Raw genomic sequence first — 16,568 nt, 5'->3', positions numbered from 1 at the left:
ATGACAAATACCTACACCCGGGAGTCCCGATGGCCACCCTCATCTTCGACGAGTACACGCAGGCCATCAAGAACTGCGCCATCGAGCTGAACGGCACGGCCTTTGTGGTGGAGCTGCTCAGCGGCAAGGCGCTGACGGGAACGCTCTCGTACGCACTGCCTGACACCCCCCAGTCCACCAAGTACTACCCGAACGCGCTCACCGTGACGGTCTCCACGAAGGCGTACACCGTCAGCCTTGACGCCATTGCGGCCATCGGGCAGGGCTGAACAAGCTTGCCCCCTCGGCTCGTTGCCGCGGGGGCGGGTACTACTTCCTACGCCAGAACGGAAACGACTTCACGGCGTCGCCAATCGCCTGAATCGCCGCAGCCTTGTCGGCGCCCTTGACGCTACGGACGCCGCTGATGTGGAGCGCCAGGAGGAACGTCGCACAGAGGACGAGGACGACGAGCACGACGGCAGCCATAACCAAGGCAAACGCCTGCGGGGACATGGCAAGGAAATCAACAAGAGGTACGGACACGGTGGACCCTTCGCCTACACGACGGAGGCCCTGGAAAAGGGCGCACTCCGTTGCGGTCGAATGACTGCAAGCTTGGCGTCGGTCGCAATGCGCGACGCGTCCACGTGGGTCCGCCCGTGGTGGCGTCCGGATCAAAGCCCCGGTGCGCAAGCACCTTCCCACGGAACGCCCAATACGTCAAGGGATGTTGCCGTGTCAACCATGGAAAGGAGGGGGCGCGATGGTTGCCCCTGGACCACGACGAGACCTCTCCAGCCCCGGCAGCCGTGAGTGCCGCGGGAAGGGAGCACGCAGAGCGACAGGCCCTGTCGTGCTCCCTCTCGCAGGGTGCGACCTGCCCACTCCGGACATGCCGTCAGGGCGTGACTGGACGCAGCCTGAACGGGACATGTGGGCAGAGCTGTGGGCGTCAGGTCAGGCGACGATGTGGGATGACTCGTTCGTAACCATCGTCGCCATGTACGTGCGCATCACGTGCGACGCCTTCACGGGCAGTGTGACGGCGGGCCTGGCAGCAGAGGCGCGCTACCTAGCCGATCACCTTGGCCTCTCACCCGCAGGGCTGAAGACGCTGGGGTGGGAGCTGGAGCGTGAGGGCGCAGGCATGGGTGAGTTGCACACCATGCCTGCCGCACAGAGCCTGAGTGTTGCATGAGTGCACGCAAGGCAGCGCAGCTAGCGCGCAGGGCACAGGCATCGGCAGGGCAGGCGGCAGGCAGTGCCACGTCCGTCGTGCCTATGGTGCTCATGCAGTGCTACGTAGACGAGTGGATCACAGTCGACGATCACGCTCTCGTCGATGGCCAACGCGACGTCGTTGCATGGAACCGCTGGCGGCGAGCGCGACAGGCGTTCGCCGACGAGCGTTGATGCCCCAGCCCTGGCCCGCGATGTCACCGGACCACAGGAAGCGCACCCCGTCACGGCGCCTGGCGGGGGCGGTGCGGAAGGTTCCGTACACCGGTCTGCCCGTACGGCGCGGGTCGTGCGGGTCCGCGAGCGTCACCCGGTAGTACACCTGCTCGCCGGCGTGCAGACCGTACAAGGGGGTGGTGCCCGTGAAGTCCGTGCGGGCCCCGATCAAGGGGCCGTGCCATGTGCGGGCCCTGCGGAAGGACTCGGTGGCCGACGTCTCGACCAGCATCCGGGCCGGACGATCCGAACGTACCCATACCAGCGCCGACGAGGCCGTCACGTCGCCCACCTGGACACCCCACGCCGCGCTCGGTCTGCCGGAGAGCGCGAAAGCGGGAGCGGCGGCCAGGGTGGTGGGAACGGCTGCCGCGGCCGAGGCGAGCAGCGAGCCGCGCAGCACGGTGCGACGGCCCGGGGCCGGTATGCGAGGACGGTTCGACATGGGATGCCTCCAGGGAGCGACGGGGCGGACGGCCTGCCGGAACAGCGCTGCACGCATGGCTGGTTGCCGACTCATGCCTAGTGCCTGGCGGCAGCCGGAACGCCAACCCCAGATGAACAGGCGGCCTGCTCCTTCCCTATGACTCCCTGAGCCCGCGGGCCAGCAGGCGGATCCCGTGCGCGATATCGGCCGGGGCCAGATGCGCGTAGCCGAGCACCAGGCGGACCGCGGGGTCCTCGGCGCCGGCCGTCGCGTAGTCGCTCAGTGGGCGCAGGGCGATACCGTTCTCCGCCGCCCGGACAAGGACGTCCGCCTGGGAGCCGCAGCGTTCGGGCAGACGGGCGATGATGTGCAGCCCCGCGGCGATCCCGCTGACCTCGGCCCCCGGAAAGTGTTCCGCCAGCGCAGCGGTCATGGCGTCCCGGCGTTCCCGGTAGGCGCGCTGGCAGCGGCGCAAATGACGGTCGTAGCCGCCCCGGGTGACGAAGTCCGCGAGGACGGCCTGGTCGATCGCGGGATTGCCGAGGTCCATGGTGCGCTTGCGGGCGACGATCTCGTCGGTCATCGACGCGGGGGCGATCAGCCAGCCCAGTCGCAGACCCGGCGCCAGCGACTTGCTCACCGAGCCGGTGTACACGACATGCTCCGGGTCCAGTCCCTGCAGCGCTCCGACCGGCGCCCTGTCGTAGCGGAAGTCGCCGTCGTAGTCGTCCTCCATGATCACGGCCGAGGTGCTTCGGGCCCAGTCGAGCAGCCTGCTGCGGCGCGCGGCGGAGTAGGCGATCCCGGTGGGGAACTGATGGGCCGGGGTCGTGACGAGCGCGCGCACGCCGGAGCGCAGCAGGGGTGCCACGGCGAGTCCCTCCTCGTCCAGCGGAAGCAGGACCGTCCCGAGCCCGGTCGCGGCGAACAGCGTGGCGTGCTCCGGGCTTCCCGGGTCCTCGACGCCGACCGTCGCAGCGCCGCGCCCCCGCAGCACGAACCCGAGCAGCGTCGTCGCCTGCGCCACCCCCGAACACACCACCAGACGCTCAGGATCGGCCACCACCCCGCGGCGTCGCGTCAGCAGAGCGGCCAGTGCCTCGCGCAGCTCGGGAAGACCGCGCGGGTCCGGGTAGCCGAGAGCGCTGTGCGGCAGTCGGCCGAGGACCGCGCGGTGGGCGGCGCCCCAAGCGCTCCGTGGGAAGAGGGAGAGGTCGGGGGTGCCCGGGCGGAAGTCCACGCGTACGCCGGGCGCACGCGGCGCCAGGTCACGCGCCCCATGGGCGGCTGGCCGCACTCCACCGCTCACCCAGGTGCCCGCGCCTCGGCCGCTGCGCAGATAACTCTCCGCCGTAAGCTGCTCGTACGCCTCCGTCACCAGACCGCGCGACACCCCGAGGTCGGCGGCGAGTTCACGGCTGGCCGGAAGCCTGGTCCCCGCTGCGAGCCGACCCGAGCGCACGGCCTCGCGCAACGCCGATTGGAGCGCACGCCCGCGCCGGCGGGCGGGCGCGGAGACTGCGGGGACCAACAGTTCCCAGGCGGCGGAGGCGACGGGACGCTCTTCCTGAGCGCCCGGACCGGGTCGCGGATTGGTCTCCGAAGACGTCATGGAAGTGGACCTTAAACCGGACCGTGCCGGAACCTAGCGTCGGTTCCATGAACGTTACTGACCTGCGCGGCGCCCTTCTCGCCGCCTTCGCCTGCACCCTGGTCGGTGCCTCCTTCACCGCGAACAGCCTCCTGGGCGACTACCCGTACGCGGGCGGGCAGGCAGTGAGGTACGGTCTCGCCGCACTGCTCCTGCTCCCGCTCCTGCGCAGCCGGGGCACGTCAGGGCTCGCCCCTCTGCGTACCCTCACACGCCGTCAGTGGGGCCGCCTCGCGGCCCTCGCTGCCATTGGCATGGTCGGCTTCAACCTGGCGGTGCTGGCCGCCGAACGCTCGGCGGAGCCGGCTGTTCCGGGAGTGTTCGTGGGCTGCGCACCCATCGTCGTGGGTGTCATGGTCCCCGCACTGGAAGGCCGCCGCCCCTCCCGGACCGTCCTGTACGCGGCCGGCCTCGTCGCCGTCGGGGCGTTCACCGTCCAGGGCTGGGGCCGGACCGACCTGGCAGGCATCCTCTGCTCGATGGGCGCGCTCGCCGGTGAGGTCGGCTTCGCGGTACTGGCCGTGCCGGTGCTGCGTCCGCTGGGCCCGAAGCTGTTGGCGGCGACCGTCTGCGCCGTCGCCGCCGCGGAATCGGCGCTGCTCGGCGTACTGCTGGACGGGGCAGGGTTCGCACGGGTGCCCACTACGGAGGAGGCGCTGGCCCTGCTGTGGCAGGCGGCCGTCGTCACTGTGATCGGATTCGTCTGCTGGTACAGCGGCATGCGGCGCATCGGTGCCGAGCGCGCGACGCTCTTCTCCGGACTGATCCCGGTCTCGGCCGCCCTCACCGCGCCTGTCGTCGGTGCGGGGGTGTACGGCATCGCGCAGGGTGCGGGCAGCCTTCTGGTGGGCGCGGGCGTGGCCCTCGGCTCGGGCGTCCTGAGGCGCCGCGTTCCTGCAGCCGGGAGGGTGGTCGTTGCCGTAGGTGGTGCGGGCCGTTCCAGGACCGAGGCCGAGGCCGAGGCCGAGACCGAGACCGAGATCGAGACCGAGATCGAGATCGCCGACGCACCGCGCGTCGGGCGTTCAGCGGCTCGTGTCGAGGATGATGCGCGCCACGGGGGCGGGGTCGTCATTCATCGGAACATGACCGCAGTCGGGGAGCCGCACGAGCCGGGCACCGGGGATGAGGCTCTTGGCCCGGATTCCCTGTCGGCGCAGCAGCAGACGGTCCCGGCTGCCCCAGGCGATGGTGACCGGGAGATCCGGCACATCGTCGGTGAAGGCGAGGCCCCGGCCGGCGGCAAGAGTCTGGTGGAAGCCCGTCGCCCCGCGCAGAGCGACGGTCTCCGACACGACGGCATCGGGTGAACGGCGGCCGGGCCGTGCGTAGATGGTGCTGGTCAGCGCCGCACGGCCGGCCGAGCTCCGCGACAGTCGCTCGATCACCGGCATCGGCATCGTCTGTGCGCCACGTCGCATCGTGCGCAGCACCCCGAAGGCATAGCGTCGCTCGCCCTCCGTCCAGAATCCCGCCGGGGACAGTGCCGTCACCGAGGAGACGAGCTTCTCGCGGCCCAGCTCCAGAGCCAGGAGCCCGCCGAGGGAGTTGCCCGCGACATGCGGACGCTCCACCCCGATGGCCTCGCAGAACGCGGCGAGCACCGGGACCACGGTCCCCAGGTCGTACGGGAGGCCGTCCGGCAGCGCCGGTGAGTCCCCGAAACCGGGCAGGTCCACCGCTATGACATCCCGCTCGGCGGCCAGGATCCGTACGACCGGGTCCCAGGCCTGACGATGGTGGCCGATGCCGTGAAGCAGAAGCAACGGCTCGCCGGACCCGGTTCGTTCGTACGCCACGGACACGGTGTGCCGACCGATGGCCGAATCGACTGCGAACGAGACCGTGGTGGCCATGCTGCTCCTCGGGTGATCCGGCCCCGGGCGGGCGGAGAAATGGGGGACAGACCCCTCGTAAGCAATAATTACCGCCCGGTAGCTTGTAGTTCAAGAGGTACGCGTGATTCCTGCTGGACAGCGTCTTATGTGTCCGCTGGGATGGGGATGTGACTGCCGACACCGTGACCGATCTCTTCGAAGAAAGCCGGCCCGTCCTCACCGGGGTCGCCTACCGCATGCTCGGCCGCATCGCCGACGCCGAGGACGTGGTGCAGGAGGCGTGGCTCCGCTGGTCGTCGGCGGGACGCGAGGACGTGCGGGAGCCGAGGGCCTTCCTCGTACGCATCACCACCCGGCTCGCCATCGACCGGCTGCGTCACCTTCAGTCCAGACGCGAGGCGTACGTGGGGCCATGGCTGCCCGAGCCTGTCGTCACCGAGTTCGGGCCTTCCGTCCCCGACACCGCGGAACAGGCGGTCCTCGCCGACTCCGTGTCCCTCGCCGTGCTGGTCGTCCTCGAGTCGCTCTCGCCGCTGGAGCGCGCGGTGTTCGTCCTCCGCGAAGCCTTCGGGTTCCCCTATGCCGAGATCGCGGTCACCCTCGACCGTTCCGAGGCCGCCGTTCGCCAGCTCGCCGGACGCGCCAAGCGGCACGTGGAGGAGCGCAAGCCGCGCTACGACGTGGATCCGGCGGTACGCCGTGACCTCACCGAGCGGTTCCTCTCCGCCGCGTCGGGTGGCGACATCGAAAAGCTGCTCGCCCTGTTGGCGCCCGATGTACGGCTGGTCAGCGACAGCGGGGGCAAGTCGAAGGCGCCGCGGCGGATCATCGAGACCGCGGACAAGGTCAGCCGCTTCCTCCTCGCTGTTGGGCGGGACATGTCCGTGGAAATGGAGGCGCGGATCCTGGAGCTCAACGGTGGTCCCGCCGTGGGTCTGTTCATCGACGGAAAAGTGGACACCGTCTTCCAGGTGGACATCGAAGAGGGATTCATTCAATGCGTCTATATCGTTCGTAATCCAGACAAACTCTCTGGATTGTCCGCGAGTTAGATGGCCCCTCGGCGGATAATCGGTGGCTTTCCGTACGTCGTTCCTCTCCCGGCACCTGCGAGCCTGCCGATAAACCCACGCGCCCCATGAGCCCCACGCGCCTCCTCGGACGTGGGGCTCAGTGCTGCGCGGGGCTCACCGCTCCGCGAACGTCCTGTGAACGCTCTGCGGCAGTGGACCGTTTCGCTCTGTCACGGGGTGAGGATTGGTCTTGACCAAGGTGGTACGTCGTCCTAAGGTCTCCATGTTAAGACAGGGACCTTTAATAAATAACGTCGCGGAAAGACGCCGGGCGAATGCGGAGGACAGGGTGGGGACCACGCAGCTGGAATCGGTACAGGAGCCGAAGTACTGGCACCTCAAGACCGTGCTCAGTGAGGCACTCGACTCGGACTTTGCGGTAGGAGAGATCCTGCCCAACGAGCGCGACCTCGCGGCGCGTTTCGGAGTCGCCAGGGCCACGCTCCGACAGGCTCTGGAGCAGCTCGAACTCGAAGGCAGACTGCAGCGGCGCCGGGGGGTCGGCACGACCGTCGCTCCGCCTCGTGTCGGTGTGGCCGTCGCTGCCGCGCAGCACGACTGGGCGGGCGGGGGCTCGGACGAGGCCTGGCAGCCCGTCGAATGCACCATCGCGTCAGCTCCCGCCGCGGTTGCCGCCGTACTGGAGTGCGACGCCGATGAACCCGTGCACGTGGTGCGCCGCATCCGCGTCGCCCATGGGCAGTCGGTGGCGGCGGAGCTCCTGTACGTCCCCTCGTCGTCCGTACCCGAACTCTCCGCGATCGAAGCGCCGTCCGGGCCCACCCGGGCCCGCAGCGTCCTGCGCGAGCTGCACCGACTCGGCCTCGACGGCCAGGACCGCTCGGTCGAGCTCGGATCGGCACGCGCGGACGACGCCAAGGAACTCGACCGGCTTCCGGGCGCTCCGGTTCTCGTGGTCACGACACGCTACTTCGCCGCCTCCGGTACAGCGGCCGTATCTGTCGCCACGTACCGGGCGGACACCTGCCGCCTGACCTTCGGGGACTCGGGGGCGCTGGAGATCAGCCACGACGAGCAGGAACGGCAGGCTTCCTGACCTGAGGGCGCCGCGGTTCCTGTCCCCGGCACCCGAAGCCGGCACCCACTCGTGCCGTGCCCGACGTGCGGCCCGTCGCAGTCAGCGGCGGTCTGCTCGTGCCGTGCCCGACGTGCGGCCCGTCGCAGTCAGCGGCGGGCCGTCACCGTTGCCTCCACCGCGAAGAGCTGTTCCTCGACATGGTCCAGCGCGAGCCGCAGGGCTCCGGTGGCCACGGCCGCCTCGCCCAGCAGCGACAGGGCCACCCGGGGCGGCCGCAGACAGTAACGGGCCAGCTCGTCCCGGAGCGGGTCGAGGACGCCGTCCAGTCCGGCTGCCCAGCCGCCGATGACCACGAGCTCCGGATCCAGCGCCAGAACCAGGGCCGCGACGTCGTGCACGAGCCGCTGGATGAACCGCTCGACAGCGGCCTGCGCCCCGGCATCCCCGTGCTTGGCCTTCGCGAAGACGGCGGCCACGGCGTGCTCGTCCAGCGGGTCCAGCGGGGTGTCGGTCGTCGAGAGGAGATGCTCCGGGGTGACATCCCGGCCCAGCAGGTGCAGTGCGCCGATCTCGCCGGCCGCCCCGCCGAATCCGCGGTGCAGCCGCCCACCGATCAGTGAACCTGCCCCGGGGCTCAGGCCCGCAAGGACGAAGACGATGTCGTCGGACTCGGTTGCCGCACCCTTCCAGTGCTCCGCCACCGCCGCGGCATTGGCGTCGTTCTCCACCAGCACAGGACACCGGAAGGAGCGCCGCAGCTTCTCGCCGAGGGCCAGACCGGTCCAGTCCGGCAGGGCCGTGCCCAGCCGCACGGTCCCGTCGGCCTCGACAATCCCGGGGCTGCCGACCCCGACCGCGCGCAAACTGCTCCGCGCGACTCCGGTACGCCGCAGCACATCGGCGATCACGGCCCTGACCTGATCGATCCTGTCATCCGCGCAAGCCGTCTCGGAGACCTCGCGCGAGCCCGCCCCCACGATCCTTCCGTCCAGCCCGGACAGCAGCGCGGAGACCCGGTGGGGGCCGATCTCGACACCCAGCAGGTACCCGGCCTCGGCACGGAACCGGAACCGCCGGGCCGGCCGCCCCTGCCGCCGTGCCTCACTCTCGTCCGGCAGGGCCTCGACGACCAGCCCTGCCTCGAAGAGGCCCTCGACGACTCCCTCGACGGTGGGGCGGGACAGCCCCGTGAGCCGTGTCAGGTCTGTGAGGGTGGGTGACTGGGCACCCCGCAGGGCGTGCAGCACCACCGCGGAATTGATCCGCCGGAGCAGAGACGGGTCCCCACCGGTCAGCCGGCCCACGGTGTGTCCTCCCAGGTCGCGCGCATGTCTGCCGGATCGTACTCGCTGACCCAGGCTGCGGCGACCGGCTCCGGAAGCCGGTACCGAGAGGTGACCTGAGTCAGCCTGGAGCCACGAAGCCGGACTCGTAGGCGGCAATCACTGCCTGGGTGCGGTCCCTGGCGCCCAACTTCGCCAAGACCGCGCTGACATGGCTCTTCACCGTCTCCACCCCGACCGTGAGCTTCGCGGCGATCTCCGAGTTGGACATGCCTCGTGCCATCAACCGGAGCACGGCGGCCTCGCGGTCGGTGAGAGCCGCACGGTCCATCGCCTCCCGCGCCTTGCTCGTGCCGTACTCCGCTGCGAGCCGCCGGACTGCAGCGGGGAACAGCAGTGACTCCCCCTCCGCCACCAGCCGCACCGCGTGCACGATCTCCGCGGGCCTGGCCCGCTTGAGGAGGAACCCGTCCGCACCGGCACGCAGCGCCTCGTACACGTACTCGTCGTTCTCGAAGGTCGTCACCACGAGGATCTTCGGCGGATCGGGAACCGTGCGCAGCACCAGCCGGGTTGCCTCGATCCCGTCCATCAAGGGCATGCGGACGTCCATCGCCACGACATCGGGACGCAGTTGACGCACGAGGGGGATCACGGCTGCGCCATCGGCGGCCTCACCCACCACGGTGATATCGGGCTGTGCCTCGAGGACCGCACGCAGTCCTGTGCGTACGAGGGGCTCGTCGTCGACCAGAAGTACGGTAACCGGCATCCGGTCAGCGTATGTGGTCCAGCGGGAGGCTCGCGTGCACCATCCACTCTCCTCCGTACGGGCCGGTCTTGGCCTTTCCACCCAGCAGGGAGGCTCGCTCCCGTATGCCCTGCAGGCCGCTGCCGCCGCCCCGCCCCCTCGGTGATCCATTGATCGGATTGGCCACTTCGAGCTCGAGCCACCCGTCCACCACCGTGAGTCTCACCCGGATGGGGACGGGGCCGGCGTGACGCAGCACGTTGGTGAGTGACTCCTGAAGAATTCGGTAGCCCTCGCGGGACACGGGGTCGGGGACCAGACCCAGCGGACCCGTCACATTCGCATTGACCTTCGCCCCGGCGCCGCGAGCCGAGTCCAGCAGCCTGTCGGCCTCGAGCAGCGTGGGCCGCCGATTGACGGGGGTGTCCGATTCGCGCAGCACTCGCAGGACGCGCTCCAGATCGTCCAGTGCGCTGCGGCCGGTTTCCTCGATGGCGGCGAGCGCCCGGTCGGTGAACTCGGGGTCGCGCACGGTCCGGGCAGCCCCCGCCTGCACCACCGCGACCGTCAGCGCGTGCCCGATCGAATCATGGAGCTCGCGCGCTATCCGATTGCGCTCGATGAGCTGCTCGGTGCGCTCCTCCAGGGCGGTCATCCGCTCCACCGGTGACGGGCCGAGCAACCAGCGGGCAACACGTGTGATCAGGTGGCCGAGCAGGACGACCAGCCCGAGCAGCACCAGGATCGGCAGAGGGGCGAGCAGCAAGAACCACCAGCTCGGCTCGACGCCACGGACCAGCCAGTCACCGCTCAACTGGGTTCCGAACGAGGCACTGACGAGGTCGACTGTCGTAGCAGGCAGCCAGATCGTTGCGAAGGTTGCCGCGGTCGCGAACAGCAGCCGTGCCTCCAGCCAGGCCGCGGTGCGCCAGCGGTCCGCCCATGTCGCCGCGGACCCTATGGAGATCGCGGCGTCCGGACGGCCGCGCTCCTGCGGTGTGAGAAGCAGCTGAGCCTGTACCCCTTCAGCGAGTCGCATAGCGGGAAGCAGCCCGACGGGAATCGCGAGGAAGAAGGGAACCCATGGCCTGCTCGGGCTGATGAACAGCCACACGCTGACGACCGCGGACGGGATGAGCAGGTGAAGCCATCGGCTGTAGGTGGCGGGCATTGCCAGCGGTCTGAGGAGGCGGCGCATGCTGCCATCGTGCCAGCGCCGAGCGGAGGGAGGCTCCCCCGCGAGAGGGAGAAGGTCCACTCGGGCAGGGGAGGCCACGGGCCGGGGCCGGCGGCCAGTCTGGGGCCATGACCAGCATCGACGTTCACGAGCTCACGAAGGACTACGGACCCACCCGCGCCGTGGACCACCTCACGTTCAGCGTGCGGCCCGGCCGAGTGACGGGATTTCTCGGTCCGAACGGCGCCGGGAAGTCCACCACCATGCGCCTCGTCCTCGGCCTGGACCGGGCCACGGGCGGTTTCGCCACGATCGGCGGACAGCCCTACGCCTCGCTCGGCAACCCGCTGCGCCGGGTCGGCGCACTGCTCGATGCGCAGGCGGCGCACGGCTCGCGGACCGCGCGCAATCACCTGCTGGCGCTCGCCGCGAGTAACGGCATAGCAGGCAGACGGGTCGAGGAGGTCCTTGAGGAATCCGGTCTCGGCGCGGTCGGCGGGAAGCGGATCAAGACGTTCTCGCTCGGCATGCGTCAGCGTCTCGGTATTGCTGCGGCCCTGCTCGGAGATCCCGAGGTGGTGATGCTGGACGAACCGTCGAACGGGCTGGACCCGGAAGGCATCATCTGGATCCGTGAGCTGATGCGGCGGCTGGCACGCGAGGGCCGCACCGTCCTCGTCTCCAGCCACTTGATGAACGAGACCTCGTCGTTCGCCGACCACCTGGTGGTCCTCGGCCGGGGCCGGCTCCTCGTCGATCTGCCGATGCAGGATTTCCTCGACTCCCGGAGCCGGCCACGCGTACGGCTCCGGACAACCGAATCCACACGTCTGAGGGATGCGCTGATCCGCAAGGGATACGAGCCGGAGCAGGGAGACGACGGCCGCTGGACGGTGGAGGGAGCAAAGGCGGAGGAAGTCGGGGCCCTCGCCGCCTTCGAAGGGATCCCCATCCTCGAACTCCTCGATGAGCAGGCAACCTTGGAGCAGGCCTATCTCGACCTCACCGCGGCGGAAACAGAATTCGCCGCCTCCACATCACCCACCGCCCGCCAGGAGGCCTGACCGCCGTGACGATGTCGACGACTGCCGTTCTGCACTCCGAATGGATCAAGATCAAGTCAGTGCGGTCCGTGTCCGGATCCCTGATAGCGGTCTTCGCCGCCACCCTCGCCGTCACCGTGCTCACGTTCGCCACCGTCGGACAGGCCGAGGCGGACAACGCGGACGCCGAGCTGGTCTTCGGCGCCTTCTACGCACTGAACTTCGGCCAGATCGCCGCCATCAGTTTCGGTGCGACCGCCCTGTCCTCAGAGTTCCTGAACGGGGCCATGCGGATATCGCTCTCGGCCGTTCCGCGTCGAGGCCTCTTCTACGCAGCCAAGATGTCCGTGGTCGGCGGCCTCGCTCTCGCTGTGGGGATGATCACCAGCTTCACCACGTTCCTCGTGGGCCAGATGTTCATGGGCGACTACGCGATCGGCCTGGGAGAGCCTGGTGCACTGCGTGCGGCGTTCGGTGGGGGTGTTTACCTCACGCTGATGGCTCTCTTCGCGGCGGGACTGACAGCGCTGCTGCGCAGCGCGGTTGCCGTACTCAGTCTGCTCATACCTTTCATCCTGATCGTCTCCTTCGTGGTCGGAGACATGGCAGGCGGTGTCGCGCAGTATCTTCCTGACCGAGCAGGGCAGTTGGTGCTCCACCAGAATCCCGAAGGAAGCCTCGGGCCGTGGACGGGGCTGGCCGTCACCGCAGGGTGGGCCGGTGCCGCGTTGCTCGCCGGCTGGTGGGCGGTGCGGAAGAGGGACGCCTGACCGGGTGTCCGACGGGGCTCAAGTGCTCCGGGGCTCTCCGGGACCTCAGGGGCCGCAAGGCCTCTCAGCGGTGCGGCGGCCAGGGGGCGCGGGGCGGGCGGATGTGCCTCGTGCCTCCTGGCCCACGGCCGAGCGCAGGCGGGCGAATTCCTCCGCCATCGTTCTCACGGTCCAGTGGGCGTTGAGTCCACTCGGGTTGGGCAGGGCCCAGACGCGGGCGCCGCCGATGGTCCGCTCCTGCGGACCGATCTGCGCACGGCGTTCACCGAAAGCCGTGCGGTAGGCGGTGACGCCGACGACAGCGAGCCACGAAGGCTTGAGCTGCTCCACCTTCGCCGACAGAAGTTCGCCTCCCTCGCGGAATTCCGCGGTGCTCAGCTCATCCGCACGTGCCGTGGCGCGGGCCACCACGTTGGTGATGCCGAGGCCATGGGCGAGCAGCTCGTTCTGTTCCGACGGTTTCAGTTGCCTCGGAGTGAAGCCCGACAGATGCAGAACCGGCCAGAACCGATTGCCCGGGTGGGCGAAATGGTGTCCGGTGGCCCCGGTCATGAGGCTCGGGTTGATGCCGCAGAACAGCACCCGCAGACCACCCGCGACCACATCGGGGACGATGCGGTCGCGGGCGGCCAGGAGTTCTTCGGGTGTCATGCGACGGTGGTGCGGACCGTCAGAGGATGGAACCGGGTGTGTAACCGGCGGCTTCCGGGTGCTGCTTGGTGATCTCCTCGATCCGGGCCACCAGAGCGGCAACCTGGTCGCCGGCCGCGCCGGTGAAGGACAGCTTGTCCGCCATCAGGTCGTCCAGCTGCCCGCGGTCGAGCGGGATGCGCTCGTCGGCGGCCAGCTTGTCGAGCAGCTCGTTGCGTTCGGCCCCCTGCTCACGCATGGCCAGCGCCGAGGCGACAGCGTTCTCCTTGATCGCCTCGTGGGCGACCTCACGGCCGACTCCTGCCCGTACCGCGCCCATCAGCACCTTGGTCGTTGCGAGGAACGGCAGGTAGCGGTCCAGCTCACGGGCCACGACCGCAGGGAACGCGCCGAACTCGTCGAGGACTGTCAGGAAGGTCTCCAGCAGCCCGTCGAACGCGAAGAATGCGTCCGGCAGTGCGACGCGGCGGACCACGGAGCAGGACACGTCGCCCTCGTTCCACTGATCGCCCGCCAGCTCGCCCGTCATCGACGCGTAGCCGCGCAGGATGACCATCAGGCCGTTGACGCGCTCGCAGGAACGGGTGTTCATCTTGTGCGGCATGGCCGACGAGCCGACCTGACCCGGCTTGAAGCCTTCGGTCACCAGCTCGTGGCCGGCCATCAGACGGATGGTCTTGGCGACGGACGAGGGTGCCGCGGCCAGCTGGACCAGCGCGGTGACCACGTCGTAGTCGAGGGAACGGGGGTAGACCTGGCCGACCGAGGTGAAGGCCTGCGCGAAGCCGAGGTGGCCGGCGATGCGCTGTTCCAGGTCGGCGAGCTTGTCCGCGTCGCCGCCCAGCAGGTCCAGCATGTCCTGCGCTGTTCCGACCGGGCCCTTGATGCCACGCAGCGGGTAACGGTCGAGCAGGTCCTCAAGCCGTCCGTAAGCCACAAGCAGCTCGTCCGCGGCGGTCGCGAAGCGCTTGCCGAGCGTTGTCGCCTGTGCGGCGACGTTGTGCGAGCGGCCTGCGATGACCAGCTCGCGGTACTCGGCGGCCAGCTTGCCCAGGCGGGCCAGAACCGACACCGTACGGTCGCGCATCAGCTCCAGCGAGAGCCGGATCTGCAACTGTTCGACGTTCTCGGTGAGGTCCCGGGAGGTCATGCCCTTGTGCACCTGCTCATGACCGGCGAGGGCGTTGAACTCCTCGATCCGGGCCTTTACGTCGTGCCGGGTAACCTTCTCGCGCTCGGCGATCGAGGCCAGGTCGACCTGGTCGATCACCTGCTCGTAGTCGGCGAGCGCTGCGTCGGGCACCTCGATCCCGAGGTCCTTCTGAGCGCGCAGCACCGCCAGCCACAGCTGACGCTCCAGCTTCACCTTCTGCTCGGGGGACCAGAGGACGGCCAGCTCCGTAGAGGCATAGCGGCCGGCCAGGACATTGGGGATGCGAGGCTTCGCAGACACAGCAGTCACGTGTCCAGATTCTACTGGCGGTTTCTGCAGGCCGACGCCGCGGGCCGGTGTGTGCTTTCCTACGAACGCGATGCCCGGCCTGATCCCATGAGAGCCCCTACTGCTTCGCGGCCACGAATCCCCACTGGTCGACCGGCTCACCGGTGAGGGGCTCCTCCGGGCGCCACAGGCTGATCGAACCGAAGCCCGGCTCGACCAGGTCCAGGCCGTCCGAGAAGGAGCGCATGATCTCCCGGGGTCGTGAGATGTAGGGCATCGCGCCGCCGTCGGCGTAGTCGTCGGACGCGGCCCGGGTCTCGTCCGTCTCGATCGTGTCGCACAGCATCAGGAAGCTTCCGGCGGGGAAGGCGTCGAGGTAGCTGCGCAGAAGGGCGGCGGCCTCGCCTCCGTCCGCGATATGGCCCAGGGTCGAGAGCATCATCAGGGCAACCGGCCGCTGGAGGTCCAGTGTTCTGGCGGCCTCCCGCAGCACCGTCCCGGAGTCCCTCAGATCCGCGTGCACGTAGTCCGTGGCGCCCTCGGGCCGGCTGGTCAGCAGGGCACGGGCGTGGGCCAGCACGATCGGATCGTGGTCCACGTACACGATACGAGCGGAAGGGGCCACCGCCTGGGCCACCTCGTGCGTCGCGTCCGCTGTCGGCAGGCCGGTGCCGAGGTCGAGGAACTGCCGGATCCCCGCTTCGCGGGCCAGGTAGCGAACGGCCCGGGCCTGGAACAGGCGGGAGGCGCGGGCGATGTCGATGATCTGCGGGTACGACTGCTCCATGGCCGCGCCCAGCAGGCGGTCCACCTCGTAGTTGTCCTTGCCACCGAGCCAGTAGTTCCAGACGCGTGCCGAGTGCGGTGTGCCCGTGTCGAACCGGTCCGTCGGCGCCGAGGTGTCGTCACTCATCGTTCATCCCCGTCCTGGTGCCCAGGGGTGCCCCTGCGCGGTGGATGACCAGCCTGGCCCATCCGCCCCTTGCGTACCAGGTGCAACTGCGCCAACTCGACTGCGGGGCAATAGAGCCAGGAAGTCGGGAAGCCGGTGCTCAGGTGCGCCAAGGGAGGCCGGGGCGCGTACAGGCGGCGGGGCATCAGGGCGTGCGGGGGCGTCAGCCGTCCAGTCGGCGCCACTCCGTCACAGGGCCGGGACGTGCCGCATCCGCGGGCGTGATCCAGAAGGCGCGCCCGATCCCGGCGTCGAACTGCGCGCCGGCCCGTCCGTCACCGGACGAGCGTCCGGTAAGGCGCCGCCCGATCCAGGGCATCAGATGCTGCCGGGCGAACCTGACGTCATCGACGCGCCGCTTGGCCCAGCGGGCGGGCTGGGAAGCCGGCTCGGGGGTCTGCCAGTCGCTCTCCGCAGGCAGCCCGAGCGTCTGCCAGACCGCCTCGGCGACCCTCCGATGCCCCTCGGGTGTCAGATGCAGCCGGTCGACGTCCCACATCCGGGGATCCCCCAGAGAGGGCGCGCCGTACAGGTCGGCCACCACCGCGCCGTGCCGTTCCGCAAGGTCGTCGACCAGCGAGAAGAGCTCCTCCATGCGCGGACGGAAGCGTTCCATCACGGGACCGTTGCGTCCCGGGCTGCGCATCAGTACCAGCCGCTTGCACGACGGCGCGAGACGCTCCACGGCCTCCTCCAGCCGACCCCGGACCATGCCCATGTCGCACTTCGGCCGCAGGGTGTCGTTGAGCCCGCCGACGAGCGTGATCACGTCGGGCTGCAGTGCTGCGGCGACGGCCACCTGCTCGTCGACGATCTGGCTGATGAGTTTTCCGCGTACGGCGAGATTCGCGTACCGGAATCCGGGCGTGCGGACCGCGAGCCGGGCGGCGAGGACGTCGGCCCAGCCGCGGTAGGAACCGTTGGGCAGCAGGTCCGACATGCCCTCGGTGAACGAGTCGCCGACCGCGACAAGACTGGTGTAGGAGGCATTCAATTCCATGACCACGCGATCCTACCGTGGAGGGAACCCGCGGC

16 protein-coding genes and 2 pseudogenes are annotated in these 16,568 nt (G+C 69.5%); 7 read left to right on the top strand and 11 right to left on the bottom strand.

The window, feature by feature from the left end; translation table 11 throughout:
* Positions 1 to 29 precede the first annotated feature (29 nt).
* Positions 30 to 269, top strand: a complete 240-nt coding sequence (locus ABZS61_RS25865) for a hypothetical protein (RefSeq protein WP_356425848.1) — start codon at positions 30 to 32, stop codon at positions 267 to 269.
* A gap of 40 nt (positions 270 to 309) precedes the next feature.
* On the opposite strand, the gene ABZS61_RS25860 is transcribed toward ABZS61_RS25865, so the two are convergent.
* Positions 310 to 525 carry a hypothetical protein gene (locus ABZS61_RS25860; RefSeq protein WP_356425845.1) on the bottom strand — a complete coding sequence of 72 codons (216 nt, stop codon included), beginning with the start codon at positions 523 to 525 and terminating at the stop codon, positions 310 to 312.
* A gap of 388 nt (positions 526 to 913) precedes the next feature.
* On the opposite strand from ABZS61_RS25860, the gene ABZS61_RS25855 reads away from it, so the two are divergent.
* Positions 914 to 1,180: a hypothetical protein gene (locus tag ABZS61_RS25855; RefSeq protein ID WP_356425842.1), complete on the top strand. Its 267-nt coding sequence runs from the start codon at positions 914 to 916 to the stop codon at positions 1,178 to 1,180.
* Between the two features lie 210 nt (positions 1,181 to 1,390).
* On the opposite strand, the pseudogene ABZS61_RS25850 reads toward ABZS61_RS25855, so the two are convergent.
* Both ABZS61_RS25850 and ABZS61_RS25845 read right to left on the bottom strand, forming a co-directional pair.
* Positions 1,391 to 1,882, bottom strand: a pseudogene (locus ABZS61_RS25850) (PhoD-like phosphatase N-terminal domain-containing protein); the annotation flags it as partial.
* Positions 1,883 to 2,018: 136 nt separating this feature from the next.
* Complete coding sequence (locus ABZS61_RS25845) at positions 2,019 to 3,476, bottom strand: PLP-dependent aminotransferase family protein (RefSeq protein ID WP_356425839.1); 1,458 nt, start codon at positions 3,474 to 3,476, stop codon at positions 2,019 to 2,021.
* A 47-nt stretch (positions 3,477 to 3,523) separates the two neighbouring features.
* Between ABZS61_RS25845 and ABZS61_RS25840 the strand changes: the two are divergent.
* Positions 3,524 to 4,369: pseudogene (locus tag ABZS61_RS25840) on the top strand (DMT family transporter); the annotation flags it as partial.
* Between the two features lie 171 nt (positions 4,370 to 4,540).
* On the opposite strand, the gene ABZS61_RS25835 reads toward ABZS61_RS25840, so the two are convergent.
* Positions 4,541 to 5,371: an alpha/beta fold hydrolase gene (locus ABZS61_RS25835; protein ID WP_356425836.1), complete on the bottom strand. Its 831-nt coding sequence runs from the start codon at positions 5,369 to 5,371 to the stop codon at positions 4,541 to 4,543.
* Between the two features lie 149 nt (positions 5,372 to 5,520).
* Between ABZS61_RS25835 and ABZS61_RS25830 the strand changes: the two genes are divergently transcribed.
* On the top strand, positions 5,521 to 6,405 hold the full coding sequence (locus ABZS61_RS25830) for an RNA polymerase sigma-70 factor (protein ID WP_356425833.1): 885 nt from the start codon (positions 5,521 to 5,523) through the stop codon (positions 6,403 to 6,405).
* Between the two features lie 310 nt (positions 6,406 to 6,715).
* On the top strand, positions 6,716 to 7,483 hold the full coding sequence (locus ABZS61_RS25825) for a GntR family transcriptional regulator (RefSeq protein ID WP_356425830.1): 768 nt from the start codon (positions 6,716 to 6,718) through the stop codon (positions 7,481 to 7,483).
* 128 nt (positions 7,484 to 7,611) lie between these two features.
* Here the strand turns inward: ABZS61_RS25825 and ABZS61_RS25820 are convergent, their stop codons facing one another.
* The 3 genes from ABZS61_RS25820 to ABZS61_RS25810 all read right to left on the bottom strand — a co-directional run bounded on the left by ABZS61_RS25820 (position 7,612) and on the right by ABZS61_RS25810 (position 10,697).
* Complete coding sequence (locus tag ABZS61_RS25820; protein ID WP_356425827.1) at positions 7,612 to 8,769, bottom strand: ROK family protein; 1,158 nt, start codon at positions 8,767 to 8,769, stop codon at positions 7,612 to 7,614.
* Between the two features lie 100 nt (positions 8,770 to 8,869).
* Positions 8,870 to 9,520: a response regulator transcription factor gene (locus ABZS61_RS25815; protein WP_356425824.1), complete on the bottom strand. Its 651-nt coding sequence runs from the start codon at positions 9,518 to 9,520 to the stop codon at positions 8,870 to 8,872.
* Between the two features lie 4 nt (positions 9,521 to 9,524).
* Positions 9,525 to 10,697, bottom strand: a complete 1,173-nt coding sequence (locus tag ABZS61_RS25810) for a histidine kinase (RefSeq protein WP_356425821.1) — start codon at positions 10,695 to 10,697, stop codon at positions 9,525 to 9,527.
* Between the two features lie 107 nt (positions 10,698 to 10,804).
* Between ABZS61_RS25810 and ABZS61_RS25805 the strand changes: the two genes are divergently transcribed.
* Together ABZS61_RS25805 and ABZS61_RS25800 are read left to right on the top strand one after the other, a co-directional pair.
* Positions 10,805 to 11,740, top strand: coding sequence for an ATP-binding cassette domain-containing protein (locus tag ABZS61_RS25805; RefSeq protein WP_356425818.1), 936 nt, complete (start codon positions 10,805 to 10,807; stop codon positions 11,738 to 11,740).
* A gap of 5 nt (positions 11,741 to 11,745) precedes the next feature.
* Positions 11,746 to 12,489 carry an ABC transporter permease gene (locus ABZS61_RS25800; RefSeq protein WP_356425815.1) on the top strand — a complete coding sequence of 248 codons (744 nt, stop codon included), beginning with the start codon at positions 11,746 to 11,748 and terminating at the stop codon, positions 12,487 to 12,489.
* A gap of 45 nt (positions 12,490 to 12,534) precedes the next feature.
* Here the strand turns inward: ABZS61_RS25800 and mug are convergent, their stop codons facing one another.
* The 4 genes from mug to ABZS61_RS25780 form a co-directional block, all read right to left on the bottom strand.
* Positions 12,535 to 13,140, bottom strand: coding sequence for a G/U mismatch-specific DNA glycosylase (gene mug, locus ABZS61_RS25795; protein ID WP_356425813.1), 606 nt, complete (start codon positions 13,138 to 13,140; stop codon positions 12,535 to 12,537).
* Positions 13,141 to 13,159: 19 nt separating this feature from the next.
* Positions 13,160 to 14,602 carry an adenylosuccinate lyase gene (purB, locus tag ABZS61_RS25790; RefSeq protein ID WP_356425810.1) on the bottom strand — a complete coding sequence of 481 codons (1,443 nt, stop codon included), beginning with the start codon at positions 14,600 to 14,602 and terminating at the stop codon, positions 13,160 to 13,162.
* Positions 14,603 to 14,699: 97 nt separating this feature from the next.
* Positions 14,700 to 15,494, bottom strand: a complete 795-nt coding sequence (locus ABZS61_RS25785; RefSeq protein ID WP_356425807.1) for an SAM-dependent methyltransferase — start codon at positions 15,492 to 15,494, stop codon at positions 14,700 to 14,702.
* 202 nt (positions 15,495 to 15,696) lie between these two features.
* Positions 15,697 to 16,533, bottom strand: coding sequence for an SGNH/GDSL hydrolase family protein (locus ABZS61_RS25780; RefSeq protein WP_356425804.1), 837 nt, complete (start codon positions 16,531 to 16,533; stop codon positions 15,697 to 15,699).
* Positions 16,534 to 16,568 lie beyond the last annotated feature (35 nt).

Origin of the sequence: Streptomyces sp. NPDC005566 (assembly GCF_040605575.1) — a bacterium.
Classification (GTDB): domain Bacteria; phylum Actinomycetota; class Actinomycetes; order Streptomycetales; family Streptomycetaceae; genus Streptomyces.
This window is presented reverse-complemented; position numbering and strand designations above follow the sequence as displayed.

What these genes read in the sequence shown, in the direction of transcription:
- ABZS61_RS25810 (WP_356425821.1), bottom strand. Translation starts at nt 10,697, where the DNA reads ATGCGCCGCCTCCTCAGACCGCTGGCAATGCCCGCCACCTACAGCCGA.
- ABZS61_RS25845 (WP_356425839.1), bottom strand. Translation starts at nt 3,476, where the DNA reads ATGACGTCTTCGGAGACCAATCCGCGACCCGGTCCGGGCGCTCAGGAA.
- ABZS61_RS25805 (WP_356425818.1), top strand. Translation starts at nt 10,805, where the DNA reads ATGACCAGCATCGACGTTCACGAGCTCACGAAGGACTACGGACCCACC.
- mug (WP_356425813.1), bottom strand. Translation starts at nt 13,140, where the DNA reads ATGACACCCGAAGAACTCCTGGCCGCCCGCGACCGCATCGTCCCCGAT.
- ABZS61_RS25865 (WP_356425848.1), top strand. Translation starts at nt 30, where the DNA reads ATGGCCACCCTCATCTTCGACGAGTACACGCAGGCCATCAAGAACTGC.
- ABZS61_RS25815 (WP_356425824.1), bottom strand. Translation starts at nt 9,520, where the DNA reads ATGCCGGTTACCGTACTTCTGGTCGACGACGAGCCCCTCGTACGCACA.
- ABZS61_RS25835 (WP_356425836.1), bottom strand. Translation starts at nt 5,371, where the DNA reads ATGGCCACCACGGTCTCGTTCGCAGTCGATTCGGCCATCGGTCGGCAC.
- ABZS61_RS25855 (WP_356425842.1), top strand. Translation starts at nt 914, where the DNA reads ATGTGGGCAGAGCTGTGGGCGTCAGGTCAGGCGACGATGTGGGATGAC.
- ABZS61_RS25785 (WP_356425807.1), bottom strand. Translation starts at nt 15,494, where the DNA reads ATGAGTGACGACACCTCGGCGCCGACGGACCGGTTCGACACGGGCACA.
- ABZS61_RS25780 (WP_356425804.1), bottom strand. Translation starts at nt 16,533, where the DNA reads ATGGAATTGAATGCCTCCTACACCAGTCTTGTCGCGGTCGGCGACTCG.